This is a genomic window from Thermus oshimai DSM 12092, assembly GCF_000373145.1.
Lineage (GTDB): Bacteria > Deinococcota > Deinococci > Deinococcales > Thermaceae > Thermus > Thermus oshimai.
On the sequence record NZ_KB890623.1, the window covers coordinates 51,473 to 71,518 of the forward strand.

20 protein-coding genes, 3 tRNA genes and 1 other RNA gene are annotated in these 20,046 nt (G+C 70.7%); 3 read left to right on the forward strand and 21 right to left on the reverse strand.

What is annotated here, in order from left to right; translation table 11 throughout:
• The first annotated feature begins 91 nt into the window (after positions 1-91).
• Genes B043_RS0111225 through B043_RS13410 form a run of 3 tightly spaced genes read left to right on the forward strand, consistent with a single transcriptional unit; the run spans position 92 to position 3,233 of the window.
• On the forward strand, positions 92-928 hold the full coding sequence (locus B043_RS0111225; protein ID WP_018462068.1) for a PhnD/SsuA/transferrin family substrate-binding protein: 837 nt from the start codon (positions 92-94) through the stop codon (positions 926-928).
• Positions 925-2,613, forward strand: coding sequence for a HAMP domain-containing sensor histidine kinase (locus tag B043_RS13405; RefSeq protein ID WP_018462069.1), 1,689 nt, complete (start codon positions 925-927; stop codon positions 2,611-2,613). The genes B043_RS0111225 and B043_RS13405 overlap by 4 nt, the downstream gene beginning before the upstream one ends.
• Positions 2,610-3,233, forward strand: a complete 624-nt coding sequence (locus tag B043_RS13410; protein WP_018462070.1) for a response regulator — start codon at positions 2,610-2,612, stop codon at positions 3,231-3,233. Before B043_RS13405 ends, B043_RS13410 begins: the two co-directional genes overlap by 4 nt.
• 10 nt (positions 3,234-3,243) lie before the next feature.
• Here the strand turns inward: B043_RS13410 and B043_RS0111240 are convergent, their stop codons facing one another.
• The 21 genes from B043_RS0111240 to B043_RS0111335 form a co-directional block, all read right to left on the reverse strand.
• Positions 3,244-4,497, reverse strand: a complete 1,254-nt coding sequence (locus B043_RS0111240) for an alpha/beta fold hydrolase (protein WP_018462071.1) — start codon at positions 4,495-4,497, stop codon at positions 3,244-3,246.
• 33 nt (positions 4,498-4,530) lie between these two features.
• A complete protein-coding gene (locus B043_RS0111245) occupies positions 4,531-5,034 on the reverse strand; it encodes a crossover junction endodeoxyribonuclease RuvC (protein WP_018462072.1) in 504 nt (167 codons plus the stop codon).
• Between the two features lie 4 nt (positions 5,035-5,038).
• Positions 5,039-6,097 carry a cell division protein FtsZ gene (gene ftsZ / locus B043_RS0111250; protein ID WP_018462073.1) on the reverse strand — a complete coding sequence of 353 codons (1,059 nt, stop codon included), beginning with the start codon at positions 6,095-6,097 and terminating at the stop codon, positions 5,039-5,041.
• A gap of 9 nt (positions 6,098-6,106) precedes the next feature.
• Positions 6,107-7,339 (reverse strand): cell division protein FtsA, encoded by a 1,233-nt coding sequence (ftsA, locus tag B043_RS0111255; RefSeq protein WP_018462074.1) that lies wholly within the window; start codon positions 7,337-7,339, stop codon positions 6,107-6,109.
• Positions 7,336-7,926, reverse strand: a complete 591-nt coding sequence (locus B043_RS0111260) for an FtsQ-type POTRA domain-containing protein (RefSeq protein ID WP_026234252.1) — start codon at positions 7,924-7,926, stop codon at positions 7,336-7,338. Before B043_RS0111260 ends, ftsA begins: the two co-directional genes overlap by 4 nt.
• Positions 7,908-8,705, reverse strand: a complete 798-nt coding sequence (locus tag B043_RS0111265; protein ID WP_026234253.1) for a UDP-N-acetylmuramate dehydrogenase — start codon at positions 8,703-8,705, stop codon at positions 7,908-7,910. The genes B043_RS0111260 and B043_RS0111265 overlap by 19 nt, the downstream gene beginning before the upstream one ends.
• Positions 8,695-10,029 carry a UDP-N-acetylmuramate--L-alanine ligase gene (gene murC / locus B043_RS0111270; protein ID WP_018462077.1) on the reverse strand — a complete coding sequence of 445 codons (1,335 nt, stop codon included), beginning with the start codon at positions 10,027-10,029 and terminating at the stop codon, positions 8,695-8,697. Before murC ends, B043_RS0111265 begins: the two co-directional genes overlap by 11 nt.
• Positions 10,026-11,048: a UDP-N-acetylglucosamine--N-acetylmuramyl-(pentapeptide) pyrophosphoryl-undecaprenol N-acetylglucosamine transferase gene (locus B043_RS0111275; RefSeq protein ID WP_018462078.1), complete on the reverse strand. Its 1,023-nt coding sequence runs from the start codon at positions 11,046-11,048 to the stop codon at positions 10,026-10,028. Before B043_RS0111275 ends, murC begins: the two co-directional genes overlap by 4 nt.
• Complete coding sequence (locus B043_RS0111280) at positions 11,030-12,091, reverse strand: FtsW/RodA/SpoVE family cell cycle protein (RefSeq protein WP_018462079.1); 1,062 nt, start codon at positions 12,089-12,091, stop codon at positions 11,030-11,032. Before B043_RS0111280 ends, B043_RS0111275 begins: the two co-directional genes overlap by 19 nt.
• The gene (locus B043_RS0111285; RefSeq protein WP_018462080.1) at positions 12,070-13,317 is read right to left on the reverse strand and encodes a Mur ligase family protein; all 1,248 of its coding nucleotides are present in this window, start codon (positions 13,315-13,317) and stop codon (positions 12,070-12,072) included. The genes B043_RS0111280 and B043_RS0111285 overlap by 22 nt, the downstream gene beginning before the upstream one ends.
• A complete protein-coding gene (locus B043_RS0111290; RefSeq protein ID WP_018462081.1) occupies positions 13,314-14,168 on the reverse strand; it encodes a phospho-N-acetylmuramoyl-pentapeptide-transferase in 855 nt (284 codons plus the stop codon). The genes B043_RS0111285 and B043_RS0111290 overlap by 4 nt, the downstream gene beginning before the upstream one ends.
• Positions 14,159-14,851, reverse strand: coding sequence for a hypothetical protein (locus tag B043_RS0111295; protein WP_018462082.1), 693 nt, complete (start codon positions 14,849-14,851; stop codon positions 14,159-14,161). The genes B043_RS0111290 and B043_RS0111295 overlap by 10 nt, the downstream gene beginning before the upstream one ends.
• A complete protein-coding gene (locus B043_RS0111300) occupies positions 14,839-16,107 on the reverse strand; it encodes a UDP-N-acetylmuramoyl-tripeptide--D-alanyl-D-alanine ligase (protein WP_018462083.1) in 1,269 nt (422 codons plus the stop codon). The genes B043_RS0111295 and B043_RS0111300 overlap by 13 nt, the downstream gene beginning before the upstream one ends.
• A 3-nt stretch (positions 16,108-16,110) precedes the next feature.
• On the reverse strand, positions 16,111-17,433 hold the full coding sequence (locus B043_RS0111305) for a peptidoglycan D,D-transpeptidase FtsI family protein (RefSeq protein WP_026234254.1): 1,323 nt from the start codon (positions 17,431-17,433) through the stop codon (positions 16,111-16,113).
• Positions 17,430-17,672, reverse strand: a complete 243-nt coding sequence (locus B043_RS0111310; protein ID WP_018462085.1) for a hypothetical protein — start codon at positions 17,670-17,672, stop codon at positions 17,430-17,432. Before B043_RS0111310 ends, B043_RS0111305 begins: the two co-directional genes overlap by 4 nt.
• On the reverse strand, positions 17,669-18,520 hold the full coding sequence (gene rsmH, locus B043_RS0111315) for a 16S rRNA (cytosine(1402)-N(4))-methyltransferase RsmH (RefSeq protein WP_016329354.1): 852 nt from the start codon (positions 18,518-18,520) through the stop codon (positions 17,669-17,671). The genes B043_RS0111310 and rsmH overlap by 4 nt, the downstream gene beginning before the upstream one ends.
• A gap of 3 nt (positions 18,521-18,523) precedes the next feature.
• Complete coding sequence (mraZ, locus tag B043_RS0111320) at positions 18,524-18,958, reverse strand: division/cell wall cluster transcriptional repressor MraZ (RefSeq protein WP_016329353.1); 435 nt, start codon at positions 18,956-18,958, stop codon at positions 18,524-18,526.
• 194 nt (positions 18,959-19,152) lie between these two features.
• An RNA gene (rnpB, locus tag B043_RS12530) (RNase P RNA component class A) lies at positions 19,153-19,521 on the reverse strand.
• Positions 19,522-19,747: 226 nt separating this feature from the next.
• Positions 19,748-19,823 (reverse strand) — tRNA-Arg (locus tag B043_RS0111325).
• A 34-nt stretch (positions 19,824-19,857) separates the two neighbouring features.
• Positions 19,858-19,933 (reverse strand) — tRNA-Gly (locus tag B043_RS0111330).
• 1 nt (position 19,934) lies between these two features.
• Positions 19,935-20,011: transfer RNA gene (locus B043_RS0111335), tRNA-Pro, on the reverse strand.
• Positions 20,012-20,046: the final 35 nt, after the last annotated feature.

Sequence of the window (20,046 nt, forward strand, 5' to 3'; positions counted from 1 at the left end):
GTAGCGGGCGGTCTTTGGACGGGCTTGTCCGGGAGAAGGCGGACAGGGGCGAGGACATTTATACCCCTTAGCCTCTTCTAGGCTGGGGTTGATGCGGGGGCTTGGGGTCTTGGCGCTTCTTCTTGCGGCCTGCGCCCGCCCGCCGGAGGTGGCGCTGGCCCCGCCCTACGCCCCCGAGGCCCCCACGGGGACGGTCCGGGTGGTGGTGGCGGGGATGCGCTCCCCCAAGGAGGCCAAACCCTACCGGGCCCTCTTCCAGGGCCTGGGGGAGTGGCTCGGGGTGCGGGTGGAGGTCTTCGGCCGCCGCACTTATGGGGAGGTCCTCGAGGCCCTGCGCCAAGGCCGGGCCCATCTGGGCTTCCTCTGCACCCTGGCCGCGGGGCTCGGGGCGGAGGAGGGGGTTTTGGAGGTGCTCCTGGCCGGGGAGACGTTCGTGCCCTACCAGAGCCTGGTGGTGGTGCGGGCCTCCTCCCCTTACCGCACCCTGGCGGATCTGAAGGGCCTCCCCTTTGCCTTCACCGACCCCCTTTCCAACACCGGCCACGCCTGGCCTAAGCTGGCCGCCCGGGGTCTCGGGGAGGGGTTCTTCGCCCAGGCCTTCTTCGCTTACCACCACGACCGGGCCCTCTTGGCCGTGCTCCAAGGCCTGGCGGAGGGGGCGGCGGTGGACCGGGTGGTGTATGAAACCCTGGGCCTCTCTGGGCTGCGGGTGGTTTGGCGGGGGCCCACCGACCCCCCGCCCCCCATCGTGGCCCGCAAGGGGCTGGACCCTGGCCTTAAAGACCGCCTCTTAAAGGGTCTTCTCGCCTACGCCGGCACCCCGGAGGGGCAGCGGGTTTTGCGGACGCTGGGCCTTAAGGGGTTCCGGCCCGCAGAGGCTTGGGACTACGTGCGGGTGTACCGCCGGGCGGAGGAGGTGTTGCCGTGAGGTGGGGGCTCGTCCACCAGCTCTTCGCCACCCTGCTCCTCTCGGCCCTGGTCACAGGGGGGGTGCTCATCCTGGGCGGGGCCACCTTCCTTTGGGCGGAGGGGGAGAAGGCCCTTTGGCAGCGGGCTCGAGGCGCGGCCCAAGACCTGGCCGCCCTCCTTGCGGACGACCTCCTCCTGGGGGACCGCTTTTCCGCCTGGGAGCGGCTCCGCGCCGCCCAGGCCCGCGATCCAGACCTGGCCTACGCCTACGTGCTGGACCCGGAGGGCTGGGTCCTGGTGCACACCCTGGAGGGGGGGGTGCCCGAGGCCCTTCGGGCCCTGGGGGGGGAGAGGACGCTGAGCCTAGAGGGCCAGACCGTCTACCAGACCGAGGCGGAGATCTTTGGGGGGCAGATCGGTCGGCTCCGCCTGGGGTTCTACCAGGCCCCTCTCTGGGCGGAGGTGGGCCAGGTGGCGCGCACAGGGCTTTTCGGTCTTCTCTGGGCCGTGGGCCTGGGGGGCGGGCTCGGGTACTTCCTCCTTCTCAGGCACCTGGAGCCTCTGAGGGCCATGACCGAACGGGTGGCCCGGGTGGGCCAGGGGGAGGCCCCGGTCTTCCCCGAGCCCAAGAACGAGCTTGGGCTTTTGGGCCGGGCCCTGAACGAGATGGGCCAGGCGGTGGCCCAGCAAAGGCGCCAGCTCCTCCTCCTAAACCGCCTCCTGGCCGAGGCCCACGCCCTAAGGCTGGAGGAGCTGGCCGAGCGGGTCCTTTCCCTCCTCACGCGGGAGCTGGGCTTTTTGTGCGGGGACCTCTGGGTGGAGGGCCGGGTGGTCCACTGCCGGGCCTGCCAGCGCCTCTGCCCCCTGGGGGCGGTGGGCCCCCTGGCCGAGGAGGCCCTCCGCCGGGGCCAGGTGGTGGTGGCCCCCGGGGGGGTGGCGGTGCCGGTGCCGCCCAGGGGGGCCCTGGTCCTCCACGGCGCCCCCCAGGTGGAGGAGGCCTGGCTGAGGGAGTTTCTGGGGGCCCTTTCCCTGCCCCTGGCCTCGGCTCTGGAAAACGCCCGGCTCTACGGCCTCCTGGAGGAAAAGGAGCGCCAGCGGGCCCGGCTCATGAGCGCCTGGCTGGCCGCCCAGGAGGAGGAGCGGGGGCGGCTGGCCCGGGAGCTCCACGACGAGATCGGCCAGGCCCTCACCGGCCTCCTTCTGGGGTTGGAAAGCCTTCCCGGGTCCGAGCCCCTAAAGGAGCTGGTCCGGCGCACCCTGGCCGAGGTGCGCCGCCTGGCCTGGGACCTAAGGCCAAGCGTCCTGGACCACCTGGGCCTCAAGGCGGCCCTGGAGCGCTACGTGCGGGAGTTTTCCGAGCGCACGGGGATCCGGGTGGACCTTTCCTTCCACCTCCTCCACCCCCTGCCCCGGGAGTGGGAGACCGTCATCTACCGGGTGGTCCAGGAGGCCCTGACCAACGTGGCCCGGCACGCGGAGAGCCCCTGGGCGGCGGTGGGGGTTTTGGAGGCGGAGGGGGAGGTGCGGGTCTTCGTGGAGGATGGGGGCCGGGGCTTCGTGCCCGAGGCGGTGGAGGCGGGCCGGCAGGGGCTTTTGGGCATGCGGGAGCGGGTGGAGCTGGTGGGGGGCCGGTTCCTGCTGGAAAGCGCCCCCGGCCGGGGCACCTGGATCCAGATCCGCCTGCCCCTGGAGGTGAAGGCGTGATCCGGGTGGTGCTGGTGGAGGACCACGCCCTGGTGCGCACGGGGCTTAAGCACCTCCTGGAGGCCCGGGGGGTGAGGGTGGTGGGGGAGGCGGGGAGCGGCCTCGAGGCCCTGGGCCTTCTGGAGGGCCTGGAGGCCGACGTGGCCATCCTGGACGTTGCCCTGCCGGACATGAACGGGATAGAGCTGGCCCAGCGCCTAAGGGCCCGTTTCCCCCACCTCAGGCTTCTCGCCCTTTCCATGCACGAGGACCTGGAGTACGTGCGGGGCTTCCTCCAGGCGGGGGGGCAGGGGTACGTGAGCAAGGGGGCGGTGGACCACGAGCTTCTGGATGCCCTCCTCACCGTGGCCCGGGGGGGGCGCTACCTCAACCCCGCCCTGGCCATGCGCCTGGCGGTGGAGCTGGTCCAGAAGGAGGGGGAGGAGGCCCCCCTCTCCCCCCGGGAGGAGGAGGTCCTCCGCCTTTTGGCCCAGGGCCTTTCCCACAAGGAGGTGGCCGAACGCCTGGGGATTTCCGAAAAGACCGTGGCCACCTACCGGGAGCGGGGCATGGAGAAGCTGGGCCTGAAAAGCCGGGGCGAGCTCCTCCGCTACGCCGCCCGCAAGGGCTGGCTCGGCTAAGCCCCCCGCTTTAGGGCAGGCCCAGCTCCTTCAGGTAGGCCAGGATGGCCCTGGCGGTCCGGCCCTCCCGCTCCGTGAGGAGGTCCAGGTGGGTGAGGCCGGGGAGGATCTCGGCCCGGACGGGGGTCCTGGGGAAGAGCTCGTCCAGGCGGAACCCCTCTTCCCGGGGCAAAAGCCCCCGGCCCGCCCCCAGGCCCAGGATGGGGTAGGGGAGGGGCCGGGGCCCAAGCCCCGGCAGCACGTGGGGGTAGCCCCCCAGCTCCAGGAGGAGGCGCAAGGGGAAGTACCACTCGGAAAAGCCGGTCTCTTCCCGGGCAAAGGCCCGCAGGAAGGCCCGGGGGTCGGTGGCCTCCCCGGTGTCCTGCCAGCGGACCGCCCCGCCCCTGGGCCCCCGCACGGTGCGCACCAGCCGCCCCTGGAGGAGCCCGAGGAGGCTAAACCCTTCCCGGGCCCAGGCCCGGCCCGCGCTCACCGCGAAAAGGGGGAAGAGGCTATAGTCGTCGTCCACCCGAAGGAGGGCCCGGGCCTCCCGGGTGGCCCGGTGGGGGCCGAGGGGCACCGCTTCCTCCGGCCTTTGGGCGGCCAAAAAGGCCTCCGCCTCCGCCAGGGCCAGGGCCTTTGGCCCCAGGAAGGGCAGCCGGAAAACGGGGTCGGCCCTGCCCGCGAGGAGGTCGGAAAGCCCGGGCAGGGCACCGAAGGGGGTCCTCGTCCCCCGTTCCAGGGCCTCCCTGGTGAGGGTTGGGGGGTTTAGGGTGCCGTCCAGAAGGACGAGGCCCTTTAGCTTTTCCCCGTGCTGGAGGGCGTACAGGGCGGCCAGGGCCGCCCCCAGGGAGTGGCCCAAAAGGACCACCGGCCCCCGCCTCCCTGCCTCCTCCACCGCCCGGTCCAGGTCCTCTAGGTGCACCCGGAGGCCAAAGGCCCGCAAGGGGCTGAGGTCGGGCTCCGCCAGGGTTTCGTAGTAGGCCAGGGGGTCTTCCCGGCGGAAGCCCCGGCGGTCCTCGAGGCCGTTGGCCCGCCGTTCCCAGGCCCAGACCTCCGCCCAGGGGGCAAGGGCCCGGAGCCTTTCCGCCAGGAGGGCGAAGTTGGTGCTCCCCCCGAGGAGGCCCGGCACGAAGAGGAGCACCGCCTTGGGGGCCTCCGCCTCGTACACCAGGGCGTAGCTTCGGTCTAGAGGGCCCCAGCCGGTCTCCGCCCCGGGGAGGGCCCGGTAGACCTGGGCCAGGCCCAACCCCAGGCCCAGAAGGAGGGCGAGAAACCTCCGCATAGGCCCAGTATGGGTGGGCGTTAGGGGTTTTGGCTACAGGGGCTTGGCCGCGGAGAGCCGGGCGTAAAAGGCGTGGGTCAGGGCGATGGCCAGGGCGTCCGCCAGGTGGCTCGGCTTGGGGGCCTCCTTAAGGCCCAGCGCCCCCCGCACCGCCAAGGCCACGGCCTCCTTGGGGGCGTGGCCGTGCCCCACCAGGGCCTGCTTCACCTGCATGGGGCCGTAGGCGAAGACCGGCACCCCCCTCTGGTGGGCCGCCACCAGCACCGCCCCCAGGGCCCAGCCCACCTTGTAGGCCAGCTCGTTCTGCCGGTAGAAGTACTGCTCCTCCACCGCCAGGGCCTCGGGGGCGTGGGCCTCGAGGGCCGCCCGCACCCTTTCGTAGATCCGGCCCACCCGGTTTGCGGCCCCTTCCTTGCTGGAGGTCTCCACCACCTCCCCGTGGAGGAGGAAGGCCTTGAGGGCCCCCCGCCCCCCCTCCACCCGGATCACCCCTAGGCCCAGGTGGGTGATGCCGGGGTCCACCCCTAGGACCACCATCCTGCTAGTTCCCGCGCTTTGGAGGGTAGTCCCCGTCCCCGTAGCGCAGGAAGGCGGGGATCTCGTAGTTGTAGGGGTCCACGTGGCCCATGCCGAGGTCAATGGGGCGGGCGGGCCGGGGCACCACGGTGCTCTCCCCGAACCCCGCGGCGATGAGGATCACCCGGAGCTCGTCCTGGGCCCGTTCGTCGTAGGTGACCCCGTAGAGGATGTCCACCTCCTCGTGGCCGGTGGCCTCGCGGATCCTCTCCACCACCTCCGCGGCCTCCATGAGGGAGAGGTCCTCCGAGCCCACCACGTTGAGGAGAAGCCGCCTTGCCCCCTCTATGGAGCGCTCCAGGAGGGGGCTTTGGGTGGCGGAGCGGGCGGCCTCCTCCACCCGCGCCTCCCCCCGGCCCGCCCCAATGCCCATGAGGACCTGGCCCGCCCCCTCCAGGAGGGCCTTCACGTCGGCGAAGTCCACGTTGATGAGGCCGGGGAGGTTGATGACGTCCGTGATCCCCTTCACCCCGTGGTAGAGGACCCGGTCGGCGATGAGGAAGGCGTCTTTCAGGGTCATCTTCTTGTCCACCGCGGAGAGGAGGCGGTCGTTCTGGACCACCACCATGGCGTCCACCCGCTCCCTCAGGCGCTTGATGCCCTCCTCCGCGGCCCGCATGCGCTTCGGACCTTCAAAGCTAAAGGGGCGGGTGACCACGGCCACCGCCAGGGCCCCCTGCCGCTTGGCGATCTCCGCCACCACGGGGGCGCTTCCCGTGCCCGTGCCGCCCCCCATCCCCGCGGTGATGAAGACCAGGTCCGCCCCCTCCAGGGCCTCGGCGATGAGGTCTTCCGTTTCCAACGCCGCCTTCTCCCCCACCTCCGGGTTGGCCCCCGCCCCCAGGCCCCGGGTGAGCCGCTCCCCCAGCTGGATGCGCACGTCCGCCAGGCTCTTCGCCAGGACCTGGGCGTCGGTGTTGGCGGCGATGAACTCCACCCCCGAAAGCCCCGCCTCGATCATGCGGTTCACCGCGTTGTTCCCCGCACCCCCCAGGCCGATGACCTTGATCCGTGCTCCTTCCATACCCTCCCCCTAGAATAGATTGCTTAAAAAATCTTTAATCTTAGCCAGAAATCCCTGCCCCTTCGGCCCCTCTTCGCTCCTCTTGGTCACCCTCCTTTCCGGGGTGCGCACGGGCAGGGTGGCCCCGTAGCGCACCAGCCCCACCGCGGCCGCGTGGGCCGGGGAGGCCACCACGTCCGTGAGGCCGGAAACCCCTTGGGGCTTGCCGATCCGCACCGGCAGGTTGTACTGCTGGCGGGCCAGGAGGTCCACCCCCCGCATGAGGGTGCTCCCCCCGGTGAGGACCACCCGGTTCACCCGGATCTCCAGGGGTCCCAGGGCCTCGTCCACGCTCTGGCGGGCCAGGTGGAGGATCTCCCGCAGGCGGGGGCGGATGATGCGGGCCAGCTCGGGAGCGGGCACCTCTCCCAGGGTGCCCCCTTCCTGGTTGATCTCCAGGACCAGCTCCGGGTCGGCGAGCTCGGGGAGGGCGGCCCCGTACTTCCGCTTCACCCTTTCGGCCTCCTCAAAGGGGATTTTGAGGAGCTGGGCGATGTCGTTCGTCACGTGCTCCCCCCCAAGGGGCAGGACGGCGGTATGGGCCAGGCGGCCGTTTTTGAACACCGCCACGTCCGTGGTGCCGCCCCCGATGTCCAGGAGGAGGACGGTCATGTTCTCCTCCTCGGGGAGGAGGACCCCCAGGCCGCTGGCCAGGGCCTGGACCACGAAGGCCTCCACCTCCAGCCCTGCCCCCTCCACCGCCCGGCGCAGGTTGGCCAGGGGGCCGCGCCCTGCGGCCACCAGGTGCACGTCCACCTCGAGGCGCACCCCCGCCATGCCCACGGGGTCGCGGATCCCCTCCTGCCCGTCCACCCGGTACTCCAGGGGCAGGGCGTGGAGGAGCTCCATCTCCCCGTCCAGGGGGTAGGCCTTGGCCTGCTCAATGGCCCGCTCCACGTCCGCTTCGGCGATGGTGTGCCCCCGGCGGATGGCCGCCAGGCCGTGGCTGGTGACCCCTTTCAGGTGGGGGCCGCCCACCCCCACCACCACCCGCTCCACCTTGATGCCCGCCACCCTTTCCGCCTGGAAAAGGCTTTGCCGGATGGCCTCGGTGGTCCGTTCCAGGTTGACCACCACCCCCCGCTTGAGCCCCTGGGAGGGGACGGTGCTCTCGCCGATGATGTCCAAAACCCCATCGGGGGCGAGTTCCCCGATGACGGTGGTCACTTTGCTGGTCCCTACGTCCAATCCGGCGATGATCATGGGCGCTGGCTCACCCCCCAAGAATACAGGAAAACCTGGCCCTTAGGCCTGGGCGCTTGGGCATACTTTAGCAGAAGTTCTGCGCTTGGGGCAAAAAGGACAGCCTCGGGAAGCTCCACCCAGAACCCCGCGGGGGTGTAGCGGAGGCGGCGGGCCTCGGGGTAGGCCCGGGCCAGGGCCAGGAGGGCCTCCTTGGGAAGGGGCCCCCGGCCCACCACCCGGGGCCCGTGGGCGTGGGGGGCCCCTCCGGGGAGGAGGACCCCGTCCTCGGAGAGGGCCTGGCCGTCCTCCAGGGGAAGGAAGGGCTTCCGCTCCCGCACCACCACCCGCACCGCCCCCACCCGGGGCTTTTCCAGACGGGCCTCGGCCACCCAGGGGTTTTGTCCAAGGGCCTCCACCCGCCCGGGCAGGACCCAAAGCCAAGGGTCCCCGGGGGCGAGCTCGAGGGCTTTAAGCACCTCTTCCTCCCTAAGGTGCCTTAGCCCCTCCACCCGCACCTCCTCCACGGGGAAAAGGGCCAGGCTCCCCACGTACAAGGTGGCGAGGAGAAGGCCCAGAAGGACCCACCTCACGGCCACACCTCCCATTCCAGCTCCAGGGGGAGCTCCTCCTGGATGGCCCGGACCAGGGCTAGGATGTCCTGGGCCTTGGCCCCCCCTAGGTTCACGATGAAGTTCCCGTGCTCCAGGGAGACCATGGCGTCCCCCACCCTAAGGCCCTTCAGCCCCCGCTGGTCGATGAGGCGGCCCGCGGACTGCCCGGGGGGGTTTTTGAAGGCGCAGCCCGCGCTTTTCTTCTTGGGCTGGCCCTTCCTGGCCGCGTCCACCTCGGCCATGCGCCGCCTTATCTCCTCCTGGGGCCGTTCCTTCAGCCTAAGCCGCACCCGGGTGACGATCCCCCCCGGGGGCAGGTGGCTTTTGCGGTAGCCGAAGCCGAGCTCCTGGGGCTCGTAGATCTGGAAGCGCCCCCCGTGGAAGATCTCCACCGCCTCCAGGGCGTCCGCCATCTCCCCGAAGCGGGTGCCCGCGTTCATCTTCACCGCCCCCCCCACCTGGGCGGGGATGCCGAGAAGGCCCTCCAGCCCCGAAAGCCCCTGGCGGGCGGCCTCCTGCACCAGAAGGGGGAGGAGGGCCCCCGCCCCCACCCACCCCTTCAGGTCCCATTCCGCGAAGACCCCCGAAAGGCGGATCACCCGTTCCTCCACCCCCTCGTCCATCACCAGGAGGTTGGAGCCGTTGCCCAGGACCCGGTAGGGGGCTTCCGTGGCTTTTTTGAGGTCCTCCGGGGTCTCCACGGTCCAAAGCTCCGCCGGGCCCCCCACCCCTAGGGTGGTGTAGTCCTTTAGGAGCACGCGCTCAACCCTCATGGACCAGCCTCTCCCCCAGGCGGTTCACGTCCCCTGCCCCCATGGTAAGCCAGAGGTCTTCCGGGCCCAGGTGCGCGCGGGCGTAGGCCAGGGCCTCCTCCTTCCCCAGGAAGCGGGCCTCCCTCCCCAGGGCGGATAGCCTCTCCGCAATCCGCCGGGCCAGCCCTTCCGCGTCCCCCCTCTCCCCGGCGGTGTAGACGGGGAGGACCACCACTTCGTCCGCCAGGGTTAGGGCCTCGGCGAAGGCCTCCCAGAGCTCCTCCGTGCGCAGGATGCGGTGGGGCTGGAAGAGGACCCGGACCCTCCTTCCCAGGCCCCGGGCGGCCTCGAGGGTGGCCCGCACCTCCGTGGGGTGGTGGGCGTAGTCGTCCACCACCAAGGCCCCCCGCACCTCCCCCAGGCGCTGGAAGCGCCGCCCCACCCCGGGGAAGCGGGAAAGGCCTTCCCGGATGGCCTCCGGCCCCACCCCGAAGCTCAGGGCGGCGAGGCCCGCGGCCAGGGCGTTTTGGACGTTGTGGGCCCCGGGGACCTTGAGCTCCACCGGCCCCAGGTCCTCTCCCTCGTAGACCAGGTGGAAGCGGCTTCCCAAGGGTAAGCGCTCCACCCCTTCCGCCCAAAGGGCCCCGCCCCGGCCGAAAAGCCTCCGGGGAAGCCCCTGGGAAAGCCCCAGGAGGAGGGGGTCCTCCGCGGGGAGGACGACCACCCCCGCCCGTTCCAGAAAGCCCCGCATGGCCTCTTTCAGCGCGGCGAAGCTCGGGTGGTAGTTGGGGGCCATCACCCCTTGGGGGGCCACGTGGTCGGCCTCGAGGTTGGTTACCACCGCCACCCCCACCGCCACTTCCCGGAAGAGGGGGTCGGACTCGTCCACCTCCGCCAGGCGGGGGCCCCTTCCGTAGCGGGCGTTTCCGGGAAGGAGGCTTAACTCCCCTCCCAGGAGGACCCAGGGGTCCAGCCCCGCGGCGAGGAGGATGCTGGCCAGCATCCCCGTGGTGGTGGTCTTGCCGTGGGTGCCCGTGACCCCCAAGGAGGGCTTTTCCCCAAGGAGGTCCTTTAGGAGCTCCATGCGCCTCAAGACCTTAAGCCCCCGGGCCCTGGCCCCCTCCACCTCGGGGTGGTCCAGGGGGATGGGGGTGGGGACCACCAGGGTGTCCTCGTCCCCCAGGTGCTCGGGGCTGTGCCCCCGGTGCACGGGGACCCCCAGGGCCCTGGCCTTGGCCCCGGGGGCCAGGTCGCACCCCGTGACCCCGTGGCCCTCGGCCAGGAGGAGCCTTGCCAGGGCGCTCATGCCCACGCCCTCAATCCCCATGATGTGGAACTTCCTCATAGCGCCTCCAGCCAGTCCGCAAGCCGCCCGGCTGCGCCCTCGGGCGAGAGGGCCGAAAGGGCCTTTTGGTACTGCTCTTTGCCTTCCAGCATCTCCATCACCTGCGCCCCAAGCCGCCCGAACTCCCCTAGGGCCATCCCCCCGGATCGGGCGTAGGCCAGGGCGTTGGCCCGCTGGGCCCCCCCGTCCAGCTTAGGGTCTAAGGGGAAGAGGAGGGCGGGGAGGCGGTGGAAGGCGGCCTCCGCCAGGGTTCCCGCCCCGGCCCGGGCTAGGAGGAGGTCCGCGGCGCTCATGGCGAGGGGAACGTCCACGAAGCCCTGGACCCGGTAGTGCTCCTCCTCCAGTGCCTGGTAGCGCTCCGCCCAGCGGGGCCCCACCTGGTGGAGGACGGGGAGGCCCAAGGGTTTCAGGAGGGGCGGGAGCTTCTCGTTGAGCTCGAGGCTCCCCTGGCTCCCCCCGAGGACCAGGAGGAGGGGCTTATCCTCGGGGAAGCCGAGCCTGCGCTTGGCCTCCCCTTGGGGGTAGCGCACCTCCCGCACCGGGTAGCCCACCACCCGCGCCTTCTTTTCCAGGAAGGGGGGGAGGGGGGTGGGGAGGCTCAGGGCCAGGCCCCGGGCCCTTAAGGCCAGGGCCCGCGCCGCCAGGCCCAGCTTGGCGTTTTGCTCGTGGAGGAGGAGGGGGATCCCCATCCCCGCCCCCACCCAGCCCCCGGGAAAGCCCGCGTACCCCCCGGTGGAGAGGATGGCCTTGGGGCCCACCTCCTCTAGCACCCTCCGGGCCCTCCTGAGCCCCTCCCTGAGCTTCCAGAACTCCCCCGGCCGGAAGGCGCTCCGGTCCAGCTTCCCCGCTGGGATGAGGGCGTGGGGGAGGCCGCTTTGGGGGAGGAGGGTGGCCTCGAGGCCCCCCTCGGCCCCCAGGTAGAAGACCTCGTGCCCCCTCTTCCTTAGGGCCTCGGCCACCGCCAGGGCGGGGAAGAAATGCCCCCCCGTTCCCCCCCCGGTCAGGAGGAAGCGGGCCATGCCTTCCCCCCTTTCCGGCCCTCCCGCTCCAGGGAGAGGAGAAGCCCCAGGGCGAGCCCCGAAACGAGCAGGGAGCTTCCCCCGTAGGAGATGAGGGGCAGGGGCATCCCGGTCACGGGCAGAAAGCCCAGGGTGACCCCGATGTTGAGGGCCGCCTGCAGGGTGAGGTACAGGGTGAGCCCCATGGCCAAGACCCCCTCCCCCCCGGGGAGCTTTAGGGCCACGGAAAGCCCCCGCAGGAAAAGGAGGAGGTACAGGAAGAGGACCATGGCCCCCCCCAGCCACCCCATGGCGAAGACCACGCTGGCGAAGACCATGTCGTTGTGGGCTTCGGGGAGGTGGGGGAGGTTCCCCCCGGGCCCCTGGCCCAAGGGCCCCGCCAGGAGGATGGCCTTCTGGGCCTGGAGCACCTGGTAGGCCGTTTCCTTGGGGCTGGCCTCCCCCTTGAGGTAGGCCAAGAACCCCCCGAAGCGCTCGGAAACGTACTGGAAGCGGCTGAGGTAGGCCCCGGCGAAGGGGGCCACCACCAAAGAGCCCGCCAGGCCGATGGCGATGAGCCGCCGCCAGGGCACCCCGGCCAGGATCAGGAGGAGGGTGGCCAGGGTGGCCAGGAAAAGGGCGGTGGAGAAGTCCGGCTCCACCAGGATGAGCCCCACCGTGGAGCCCACCAGGAGGACCGGCCCCACGATGGGGTAGTCGTTCCCCTTGCGCTTCACGAAGGAGGCCAGGTAGGCCACCACCGCCACCTTGGCCAGCTCCGAGGGCTGGAAGCCGAAAGACCCCAGGTAAAACCACCGCCGCACCCCTCCCGGGCCATCCCCGAGGAGGAGGACCAGGGCGAGGAGGGCCAGGGTGGAAAGGAGGAGGCCAAACGCCCCTTTAAGGAGGAGCCTGGGGGGAATCAGGCTTCCCGCCAGCAGGACCAGGAGGGCCAGGCCCACCCTTAGGAGGTGCCCCGAAAGGAGGCCGGGTTCGGCCACCCCCACCCCCAAAAGGCCAAAGGCCAGGAGGAGGAGGCCGGTCAGGAGGAGGATGGGGTCCACGGCTCACCTCCCATCTCCAAGACCGCCTCCCGGAAGGCCTGGGCCCGGTCCCGGTAGTCCCGGAACTGGTCAAAGCTGGCCGCCAGGGGGGCGAGGAGAACGCTTCCCTCCTCCAGCCGCTTCAGGGCCTCCGCCACCGCCCGCCGCATGGCCGCCCTGCCGTCCTTTTCGGGGATCTCCACCACCTCCACCCCCCCTAGGGCCCGGGCCAGGCGGGGCCCGTCCCGGCCGATGGCCAGGACCACCCGCACCCGGGGGAGGAGGGGCCTTAGGGGCTCCAGGTCCGCCCCCTTGTCCTCCCCCCCAAGGATCCAGGCGATGGGCGGGGGGGCCGCCCCAAGGGCCGCGGCCACGGAGGGGGTGCGGGTGGCGATGGAGTCGTCGATGAAGACCACCTTCCCTTTGCGGGCGAAGGTCTGGAAGCGATGGGCGGGCTCGGGGAGGGTTTCCAGGCTCCGCCTTAGGGCCCCTTCGTCCAGACTCCGGCCCAGGAGCTCCAGGTAGGCCCGGGTGGCCTCGAGGGCCGCTCTGAGGTTGGTCTCCCTCGCGGTTTCCCCGGGAGCAAAGGGGTAGAGGCGGGCGGGGCTCGTTAGGGCCGCTTCCCGCACCTTGGGGTCCATCTCGTTGTAGACCAGGGCGTCTTCGGGGGTGAGGTTTTTCAGGAGGTTGAGCTTGGCCCCGTGGTAGGCCTGAAGGCTCCCGTGCCGGTCCAGGTGGTCCACCCCCAGGTTCAAGAGGACGGCCACCCGGGGCCGGAAGCGCACCACCCGCTCCAGCTGGAAGCTGGAAAGCTCGGCCACCGCCACCTCCGCTTCGTCCACCACGCTCACCAGGGGCGGATCCACGTTCCCCCCCTCTAGGGCCCCCAGGCCCTGCCCCCTCAGGAGGTGGGCGGTGAAAAGGGTGGTGCTGGTCTTCCCCGCGGTGCCCGTGATGCCGATGATGGGGGTTTGGCTCATGCGGTAGGCGAGCTCCGCCTCCCCGATCACCTCGGCCCCCCCTTCCCTTAGGGCCGAAAGCCTGGGGTGGGCGAGGGGCACCCCGGGGGCGGCCACCACCAGGGGGTAGCCCTGGGGGTCCGGGTCCTCCTGGAAGCCCAGGGCCAGGGCCTCCGCCACCTCCTCTTCCTTGGGCCGGTCGTCGTGGAAGCGGGCGGGAAGGCCCCGCGCCTTCAGGAAGCGCAAGACCCCAAGCCCGCTCCGGCCAAGCCCGTAGACCAGGATCACCCCACCACCCCCCCGAAGGCCAAGGCGGTGGCCAGGGCGGTGAGGAGGGCGAAGCGGAAGACCACCTTGGCCTCGCCCCAGCCCACAAGCTCAAAGTGGTGGTGAAGGGGGCTCATCCTAAGGAGCCTCTTCCCCGTGCGCCGGAAGTAGAGGACCTGCACCACCACGGAAAGCACCTCCAACACGGGTACGATGGCCGCTAAGGGCAAGAGCCAGAGCTTTCCCGTGAGGACGAAAAGCCCCGCCACCATGGCCCCCAGGGCCTGGCTCCCCACGTCCCCCATGAAGACCTTGGCCGGGGGGGCGTTGTGCCAGAGGAAGCCCAAAACCCCGCCCAGGAGGGCCTGGGCCAAGGGGTAGGGGTAGAAGGGGAGGAGGAGGATGGCGGCCACGGAGGCCAGGAGGCCGTCCACCCCGTCGGTGAAGTTGAAGGCGTTGGCCGCCCCCACCACCGCCAGCAGGATGAGGAGGACATCCAGGATGGGCCAGGGGGTGTAGGCCACCTGGCGCACGGCCCATAGGGCGAAGACCAGGCCCATCAGGACCTGGGCCGCAAGCTTCTCCCTAGCCTTAAGGGGCCTGCCGAAGCTCCCCGAGAGGTCGTCCAGAAGCCCGAGGAGCCCAAACCCAAGGCCGAGGAGCCAAAGCCCCCCATAGGCATCCCCCCCGAGGAGGAGGTAGGCCAGGAAGCCCGCCAGCAGGAAGGCCACCCCGCCCATGCTGGGGGTGCCCTCCTTCTTGAGGTGGGTTTGGGGCCCGTCCCGGCGCACCCGCTTGCCTAGGCCCAGGGCCTTCATCCCCGCGATCCAGAACCCGGTGAGGAGCCAGGAAAGGAGGAGGGCTAGGGCCATATCACCTCCCGGCAGTCCAGCACCCTGGGCCCCGGGGTGAGGTAGACCCGCTCCCCAAGGGCGGCCATCCTTGCGCCTTCCGCCCAGAGTTTAGCCCCGGTTTCTCGCATGAGATAAAGCCGTCCCCCCGCCAGGAAGGCCACCCCGCAGGCCGTGGCCGCCGCCTCCTCCGCGGGGGCCGGGAGGGGCACCCTTCGGCCTTCGGGGTGGAAGAGGGCCTCCTTTCCCAGGGCCACCACCCGGCCTTCCCAGGCCACCACCCGGCGGAAGTCCCCTTCCTGGAGGCGCACCCCCTCCCGGTAAAGCCTCCCTTCCCCCACCCAGAAAAGGCCTTCCTCCAACAGGGCCGCGTCCTTTGCGGGGTAGGGGAGGAGGGCCTTTTCCGTGTAGACCGCCTTCCCAAGCCCCACGACGAGCCCGGGGCGGGCCCTTAGGAAGGTGGGCACCCCGGGGAGGGGCTGGCTTTCCAGGGCCAGGCCGTCGTAGCGGAGGAGCTCGTAGGGGTAGGCGGCGTAAAGGGCCTTCTCGTCCGCGTCCAGGAAGAGGGGGGCCCCCGGCAGGACCACCTGGAACCGCCCTCCCACCAGCCCCCCTTCCGCGAACCCCCCGGGGTAGGGGAGGAGGGCCTGGGCCGTGAGGGGGGCGCAGGCGGCGAGGAAGAGGAGCAAGGCTAAGCGTCCCATAGCTCCAAGATCCTTTCCAGGCCCACGGCCCTCGAGGCCTTGAGGTAGACCAGATCCCCCGGGGCCACCCGGGCCTTGAGCCAGGCCAGGGCCTCCTCCAGGCTCTCCGCCGCCTCGCCCCCAAAGGCGGCCTGGGCCTTGGCGAAGGTCCCCAGGTAGAGGGGCTTTAGGCCAAGCCTCGCCGCCTCCTCCGCCACCTCCAGGTGCAGGCGCTCGCTCTCCCCCCCAAGCTCCCGCATCTCCCCCAGGACGGCCCATTTCCGCCCGGGCTGGGCGGCAAGCCACCGTAGCCCCGCCCTCACGGAAAGGGGGTTGGCGTTGTAGGCGTCGTTGAGGAAGACCACGCCCCCCACCTCCTTCCGCTCCATCCGCCCCGGGGGAAGGCGGAGGGCGGAAAGCCGCTCGGCCACCCCCTCCAGCTCCTCCCCCAGGACCTCGGCCACCGCCATGGCGGCCAGGGCCCCGTAGGCGGGCCCTAGGCCCGGGTAGGGGACGCGCACCCGAAGCCCCCGGTAGCGGAAGGCGCTTTCCTCCGGGCCAAGCTCCAGGCCTTCCCCCCGGAAGGCCCCTTCCCGGAAGCCGTAGGTGGGGTAGGGCCTTGGGAGGTAGGGGAGGGCGAGCTCGCTCACCAGGGCTTCTTCCGCCTCCAGGAGGCCAAGCTCCTCCCGGATGGCCCCTTCCAGGGAGCCGAAGGCCTCGAGGTGCTCCTCGCCCAGGGCGGTGAGGACCGAGAGGTGGGGCCGGGCCAGGCCCATGAGCTCCGCCATCTCCCCCACCCGGTCCACCCCGAGCTCCACCACCGCCCCCCGGGCCTTGGGGTCTAGGCGGAGGAAGAAGCGGGCCAGGGGCGGGGCGGTGTTCTGGTTGCCGGGGGGGGCAGGGAGGGCGAGCCCCTGGGCCAGGGCCTCCTTGGTGGTGGTCTTCCCCGAGCTTCCCCCCACCGCCAGGACCCTTCCAGGGAAGAGCCCCCTTAGGGCGCTTCCCAGGCGGAGGAGGGCCTGGTAAGGGTCTTCCACCTCCACCGTGGCTTCTCCGGGGTAGTCCGAGAGCACCAGGCTGGCCCCCCGGACCCGGGCCTCGGGGGTAAAGGCCCGGCCGTGGGTCCTCTTCCCCGGAAGGGCCACGAAGAGGCTTCCTGGCGTCACTTCCCGACTGTCCCAGTGGAGATCCCTGATGGGCCCCCCGCCGGGGTGGAGCCGACCTCCCGTTTTCTCGGCCACCCACTCCGGGGAAAGTTCTCTCACGTAGCCTTCCACCCTCTACTCACCGCCCTCCAGCATAGGGGGAACCCCCCGGTAGGCCAAGAGCCCCGCGGCCAGCTCCCGGAAGATGGGGGCCGCCACTTGGCTCCCGTGGACCTCCCCCTTGGGGTGGTGTACGGCCACCACCACGGTGAAAAGGGGCCGGTCCCCGGACACGAAGCCCGCAAACCAAGCGGTGAAGACCTCCCGGGAGTAGCGCCCCTCCACCACCACCTGGGCCGTGCCCGTCTTGCCCGCGAGGGGGTAGCCTGGGAGGTGGGCCCGGGGGGCGAGGCCCCGCACCAAGGCGCTTCGGATGGCCCTTGCGGTCTCCTGGGAGAAGACCCGCTCCGGGGGCCTCTCCTGCCCCTGGAAGAGCACGGGGGGGCGGTAGCGCCCGTCCACCAGGGCGTTGAAGGCCGCGGCCAGGTGCAAAGGGGTCACCAAAAACCCTTGGCCAAAGGTGTGGTTGGCGTAGGCCGCCCGGCTCCAGGTCTCCGGTTCCTGGTAGAGGGGGGCGGCCACCCGGAGGCCGGGGAGGGGCTTGGGGTCGGTGAGATGGAGCTTTTCCATATAGGTGAAGAAGGTGGTTTTGGGTAGACCTTCCGCCAGGCGGCTGATGCCCACGTTGGAGGAGTACTTGAGCACCTCCTCCAGGGTGAGGACGGGGGGGTGGGGCACCACGTCCCGGATGGTCCAGCCCTCCACCTCCTGGGCCATGGGGGCCTCCACCCGCGTCCCTAGGTCCGCCGCCCCCTCCTCCAGGAGCATGGCCGCGGTGAGGGCCTTCATGGTGGAGCCGGGCTCCAGGGGGACCAGGAAGGCGTGGTTCCGCCAGGAAAGGTCCTCCTCAGGGTTCTTCCTCGGGGCCTCGGGGTGGAAGCGGGGGGCGTTGGCCACCGCCAGGATCCGCCCCTCCGGGTCCAGGACCACCGCGGTGGCGAAGGCGGCCCGGCTTCTGGCGAACCCCTTCCAGAGGGCCCGCTCCGCCAGGGCCTGGACCCAGGGGTCCAGGGTGAGGGTGAAGGAGCGCCCCGCGGCCAGGGCCCCGTTCAGGTCCCGCTCCAGGCCCTCGAGGCCCCGCCCGCTCTGCCTTTCCCCGAACCCCACAAGCTGGCCGGCGCTTTCCCCCAAGGGGTAAACCCGCTCCCCGTTAAGGGTGAGGACCAGAGGGGTCCCGTCCGCGGCGTAAAGCCCCCCCCGGGGCACGGGCAGGGCCTTGGGGGCGGGGGTGGGCCTTGGGGCTTGGGCCACCAGGGCGTGCACCCCTAGGGCCAGGAGGACCAGGTACAAGAAGGCCCCAAGTAGGACGAGCTGCACCCGCTGGATCCCTGCGGTCACCGCCCCCACCTCCCCTCGCTCATGGGCACCAGGCCGTTCCTTTCCGCCCAGTCCAGGATCCGGTGAGGGGTTAGGGACCAGCGGGCCTTGAGGAGCCTGGCCTCCTCCGCCTTCAGGGCTTCTATCCGCCTTTCCAGCCGCTCCAGGCGGGCCCGTTCCATCTGGTTGCGGTGGCCGAAGGCGAAGAGGAGGAGGAGGGCCAGGAGGTAGAGGAGGCCGAAGCGGAGGGCGGTCCTCACAGGGCCTCCTTCTCCGCGGCCCGGAGCTTGGCGCTCCGGGCCCTGGGGTTTTGGGCCACCTCTTCCGCCTTGGGGGTGATGGGCTTTTTGGTGAGGACCCTGAGGCCGCTTTCCCGGAGGAAGCGCTTCACCACCCGGTCTTCCAAGGAGTGAAAGCTGATGACCACTAGCCGCCCCCCGGGGGCCAGGACCTCCGCCGCCTGCTTCAGGAAGTCCTCCAGGGCCCCAAGCTCGTCGTTCACGTAGATTCTGAGGGCCTGGAAGGTCTTGCGGGCGGGGTGGCCCGCCTGCCGGAAGCCCACCGCCTTGCGCACGATCTCCGCCAGCTCCGTGGTGGTCTCAATGGGGGCCTTGGCCCGGGCTTCCACGATGGCCTGGGCGATGCGGTAGGCCCTCGGCTCCTCCCCATACTCCCGGAGGATGCGGTAAAGCTCCTCCAGGGAAAGCCGGTTCACCACCTCCTTGGCCGTGGGGCCTTCCCCCCCCATGCGCATGTCCAGGGGGCCTTCTTTGGCGTAGCTGAAGCCCCGTTTGGGGTCTTCCAGGTGGAAGCTGGACACCCCCAGGTCCGCCAGGACGCCGTCCACCCGTTCCACCCCCAGGCCTTGCAAGACCTTCTTCAGGTGGCGGAAGTTGCTTTCCACTACGGTGAGGCCGGGGATCTTGGGGGCCCGGGCGATGGCCTCCGGGTCCTGGTCCAGGCCGATGACCCGCCCGCCCCGCTCCAGGATGCCCCGGGTGTGCCCCGCGCCCCCCAGGGTGGCGTCCACGTAAAGGCCCCCCGGCCGCACCGCCAGGAGGTCCAGGGCCTCTTCGTACAGAACGGGAATATGTTTCACAATCTCCATACCCTATCCCACGAGCCCCCGCAGGGCCTCTGGGGCCGGGGGGCGTTTCAAAATCTCCTCTATGGCCTGCCACCACCGCTCCAAGCTCCAGATCTCCAACCTGCCCGGGGCGCCGGCGATGACCACGTCCCCGCCCTCCTTCAGCCCGGCGAACTGGCGCAAGGGGGGTGGGATGAGGATGCGGGAGGCGTTGTCCATCCGGGTCTTGTGGGCCCCGGAGTAGAAGAAGCGGACGAAGGCCCGGGCCTCCGCGTCGGTGAGGGGCAGGCCCACCAGCTGCTCCTCAATCTTGCGCCAGCGGTCGGAGGGGAAGACGTAGAGGCAGCCCTCCATGCCCCGGGTGAGCACCAGGCCGTCCTCGAGGAAATCGCGAAAAGGGCCGGGGATGACCACCCGTCCCTTATCGTCCAGGCTGTACTGGTACTCCCCGAAGGGCATCTCCCACCCTCTCCCACCTTCCCTGGTTTAGGGCCTCCCCCTGGCTCCGATTTGGGCCATGCCCCTGGAAGGTTTTCTGGGAGAAAGTATAACACCGTTCCCCACCGTTTTCCACTATCTCCCACCTACACCCCACCTTATTCCCACACCCCCGGCAAAAAGAGCGGCCACGCCCCTAAAGGGCGTGGCCTTCGGGCCCAGGGTGGGCCGTAAGCCGGGTTCTGTTTCCGCGGTCATCTCTCTGGGACCACGGTCGCCCGTGGCCTCAAGCGGCTCATCCCGGAGGTTCTAGCGGGCCGGGCAAGCCCTTCCTCCCTACCGAGCCTTGCACCGGGTGGGGTTTGCCGTGCCCCAGCCTGTTGCCAGGCCAGGCGGTGGGCTCTTACCCCACCGTTTCACCCTTGCCCGCACCCCCCTTGGGGGGGGCCGCTGGCGGTCTCTTCTCTGTGGCACTTTCCGTCGGGTTACCCCGCCCAGCCGTTAGCTGGCACCCCGCCCTATGGTGCCCGGACTTTCCTCACCCGGGGGGCAGGTCCCCCGGGCGCAACCGCGCGCCCACCCTGGGGCCATCTCCTATTGTAGCCCAAACTCCCCAAGCCAGCCCTCGGGACCGAGGGCGCGCTCCAGGTCCTCCCGGCCTCGGAGGCCCACTCCTGGGGGTTATAAAGGGCATCCCGGAGGATGGCCCACCGGGTTTCCGCCCGGTTTAGGAGCTGGGTTTTGGGTTCGTCCCCACCCATTTCGCCTAAGCCACCCCGGTTCTCGGGACCCGGGGGTTGCCTTCAGGATTGGCGGGCCCGGAGGGATTCGAACCCCCGACCTACCGCTTAGAAGGCGGCTGCTCTGTCCACTGAGCTACGGGCCCTAAAGCTTGGCCGGGGTGTCGCCACCCCGGCGTTTGGAGCGGGAGACGGGACTCGAACCCGCGACCCTCGGCTTGGAAGGCCGATGCTCTACCAACTGAGCTACTCCCGCCTGGTCGGGGCGGCCCGATTTGAACGGGCGACCCCCTGCTCCCAAAGCAGGTGCGCTACCGGCCTGCGCTACGCCCCGGGGCCTTGGCCCCAAAGGCCACCATATCACTTGCC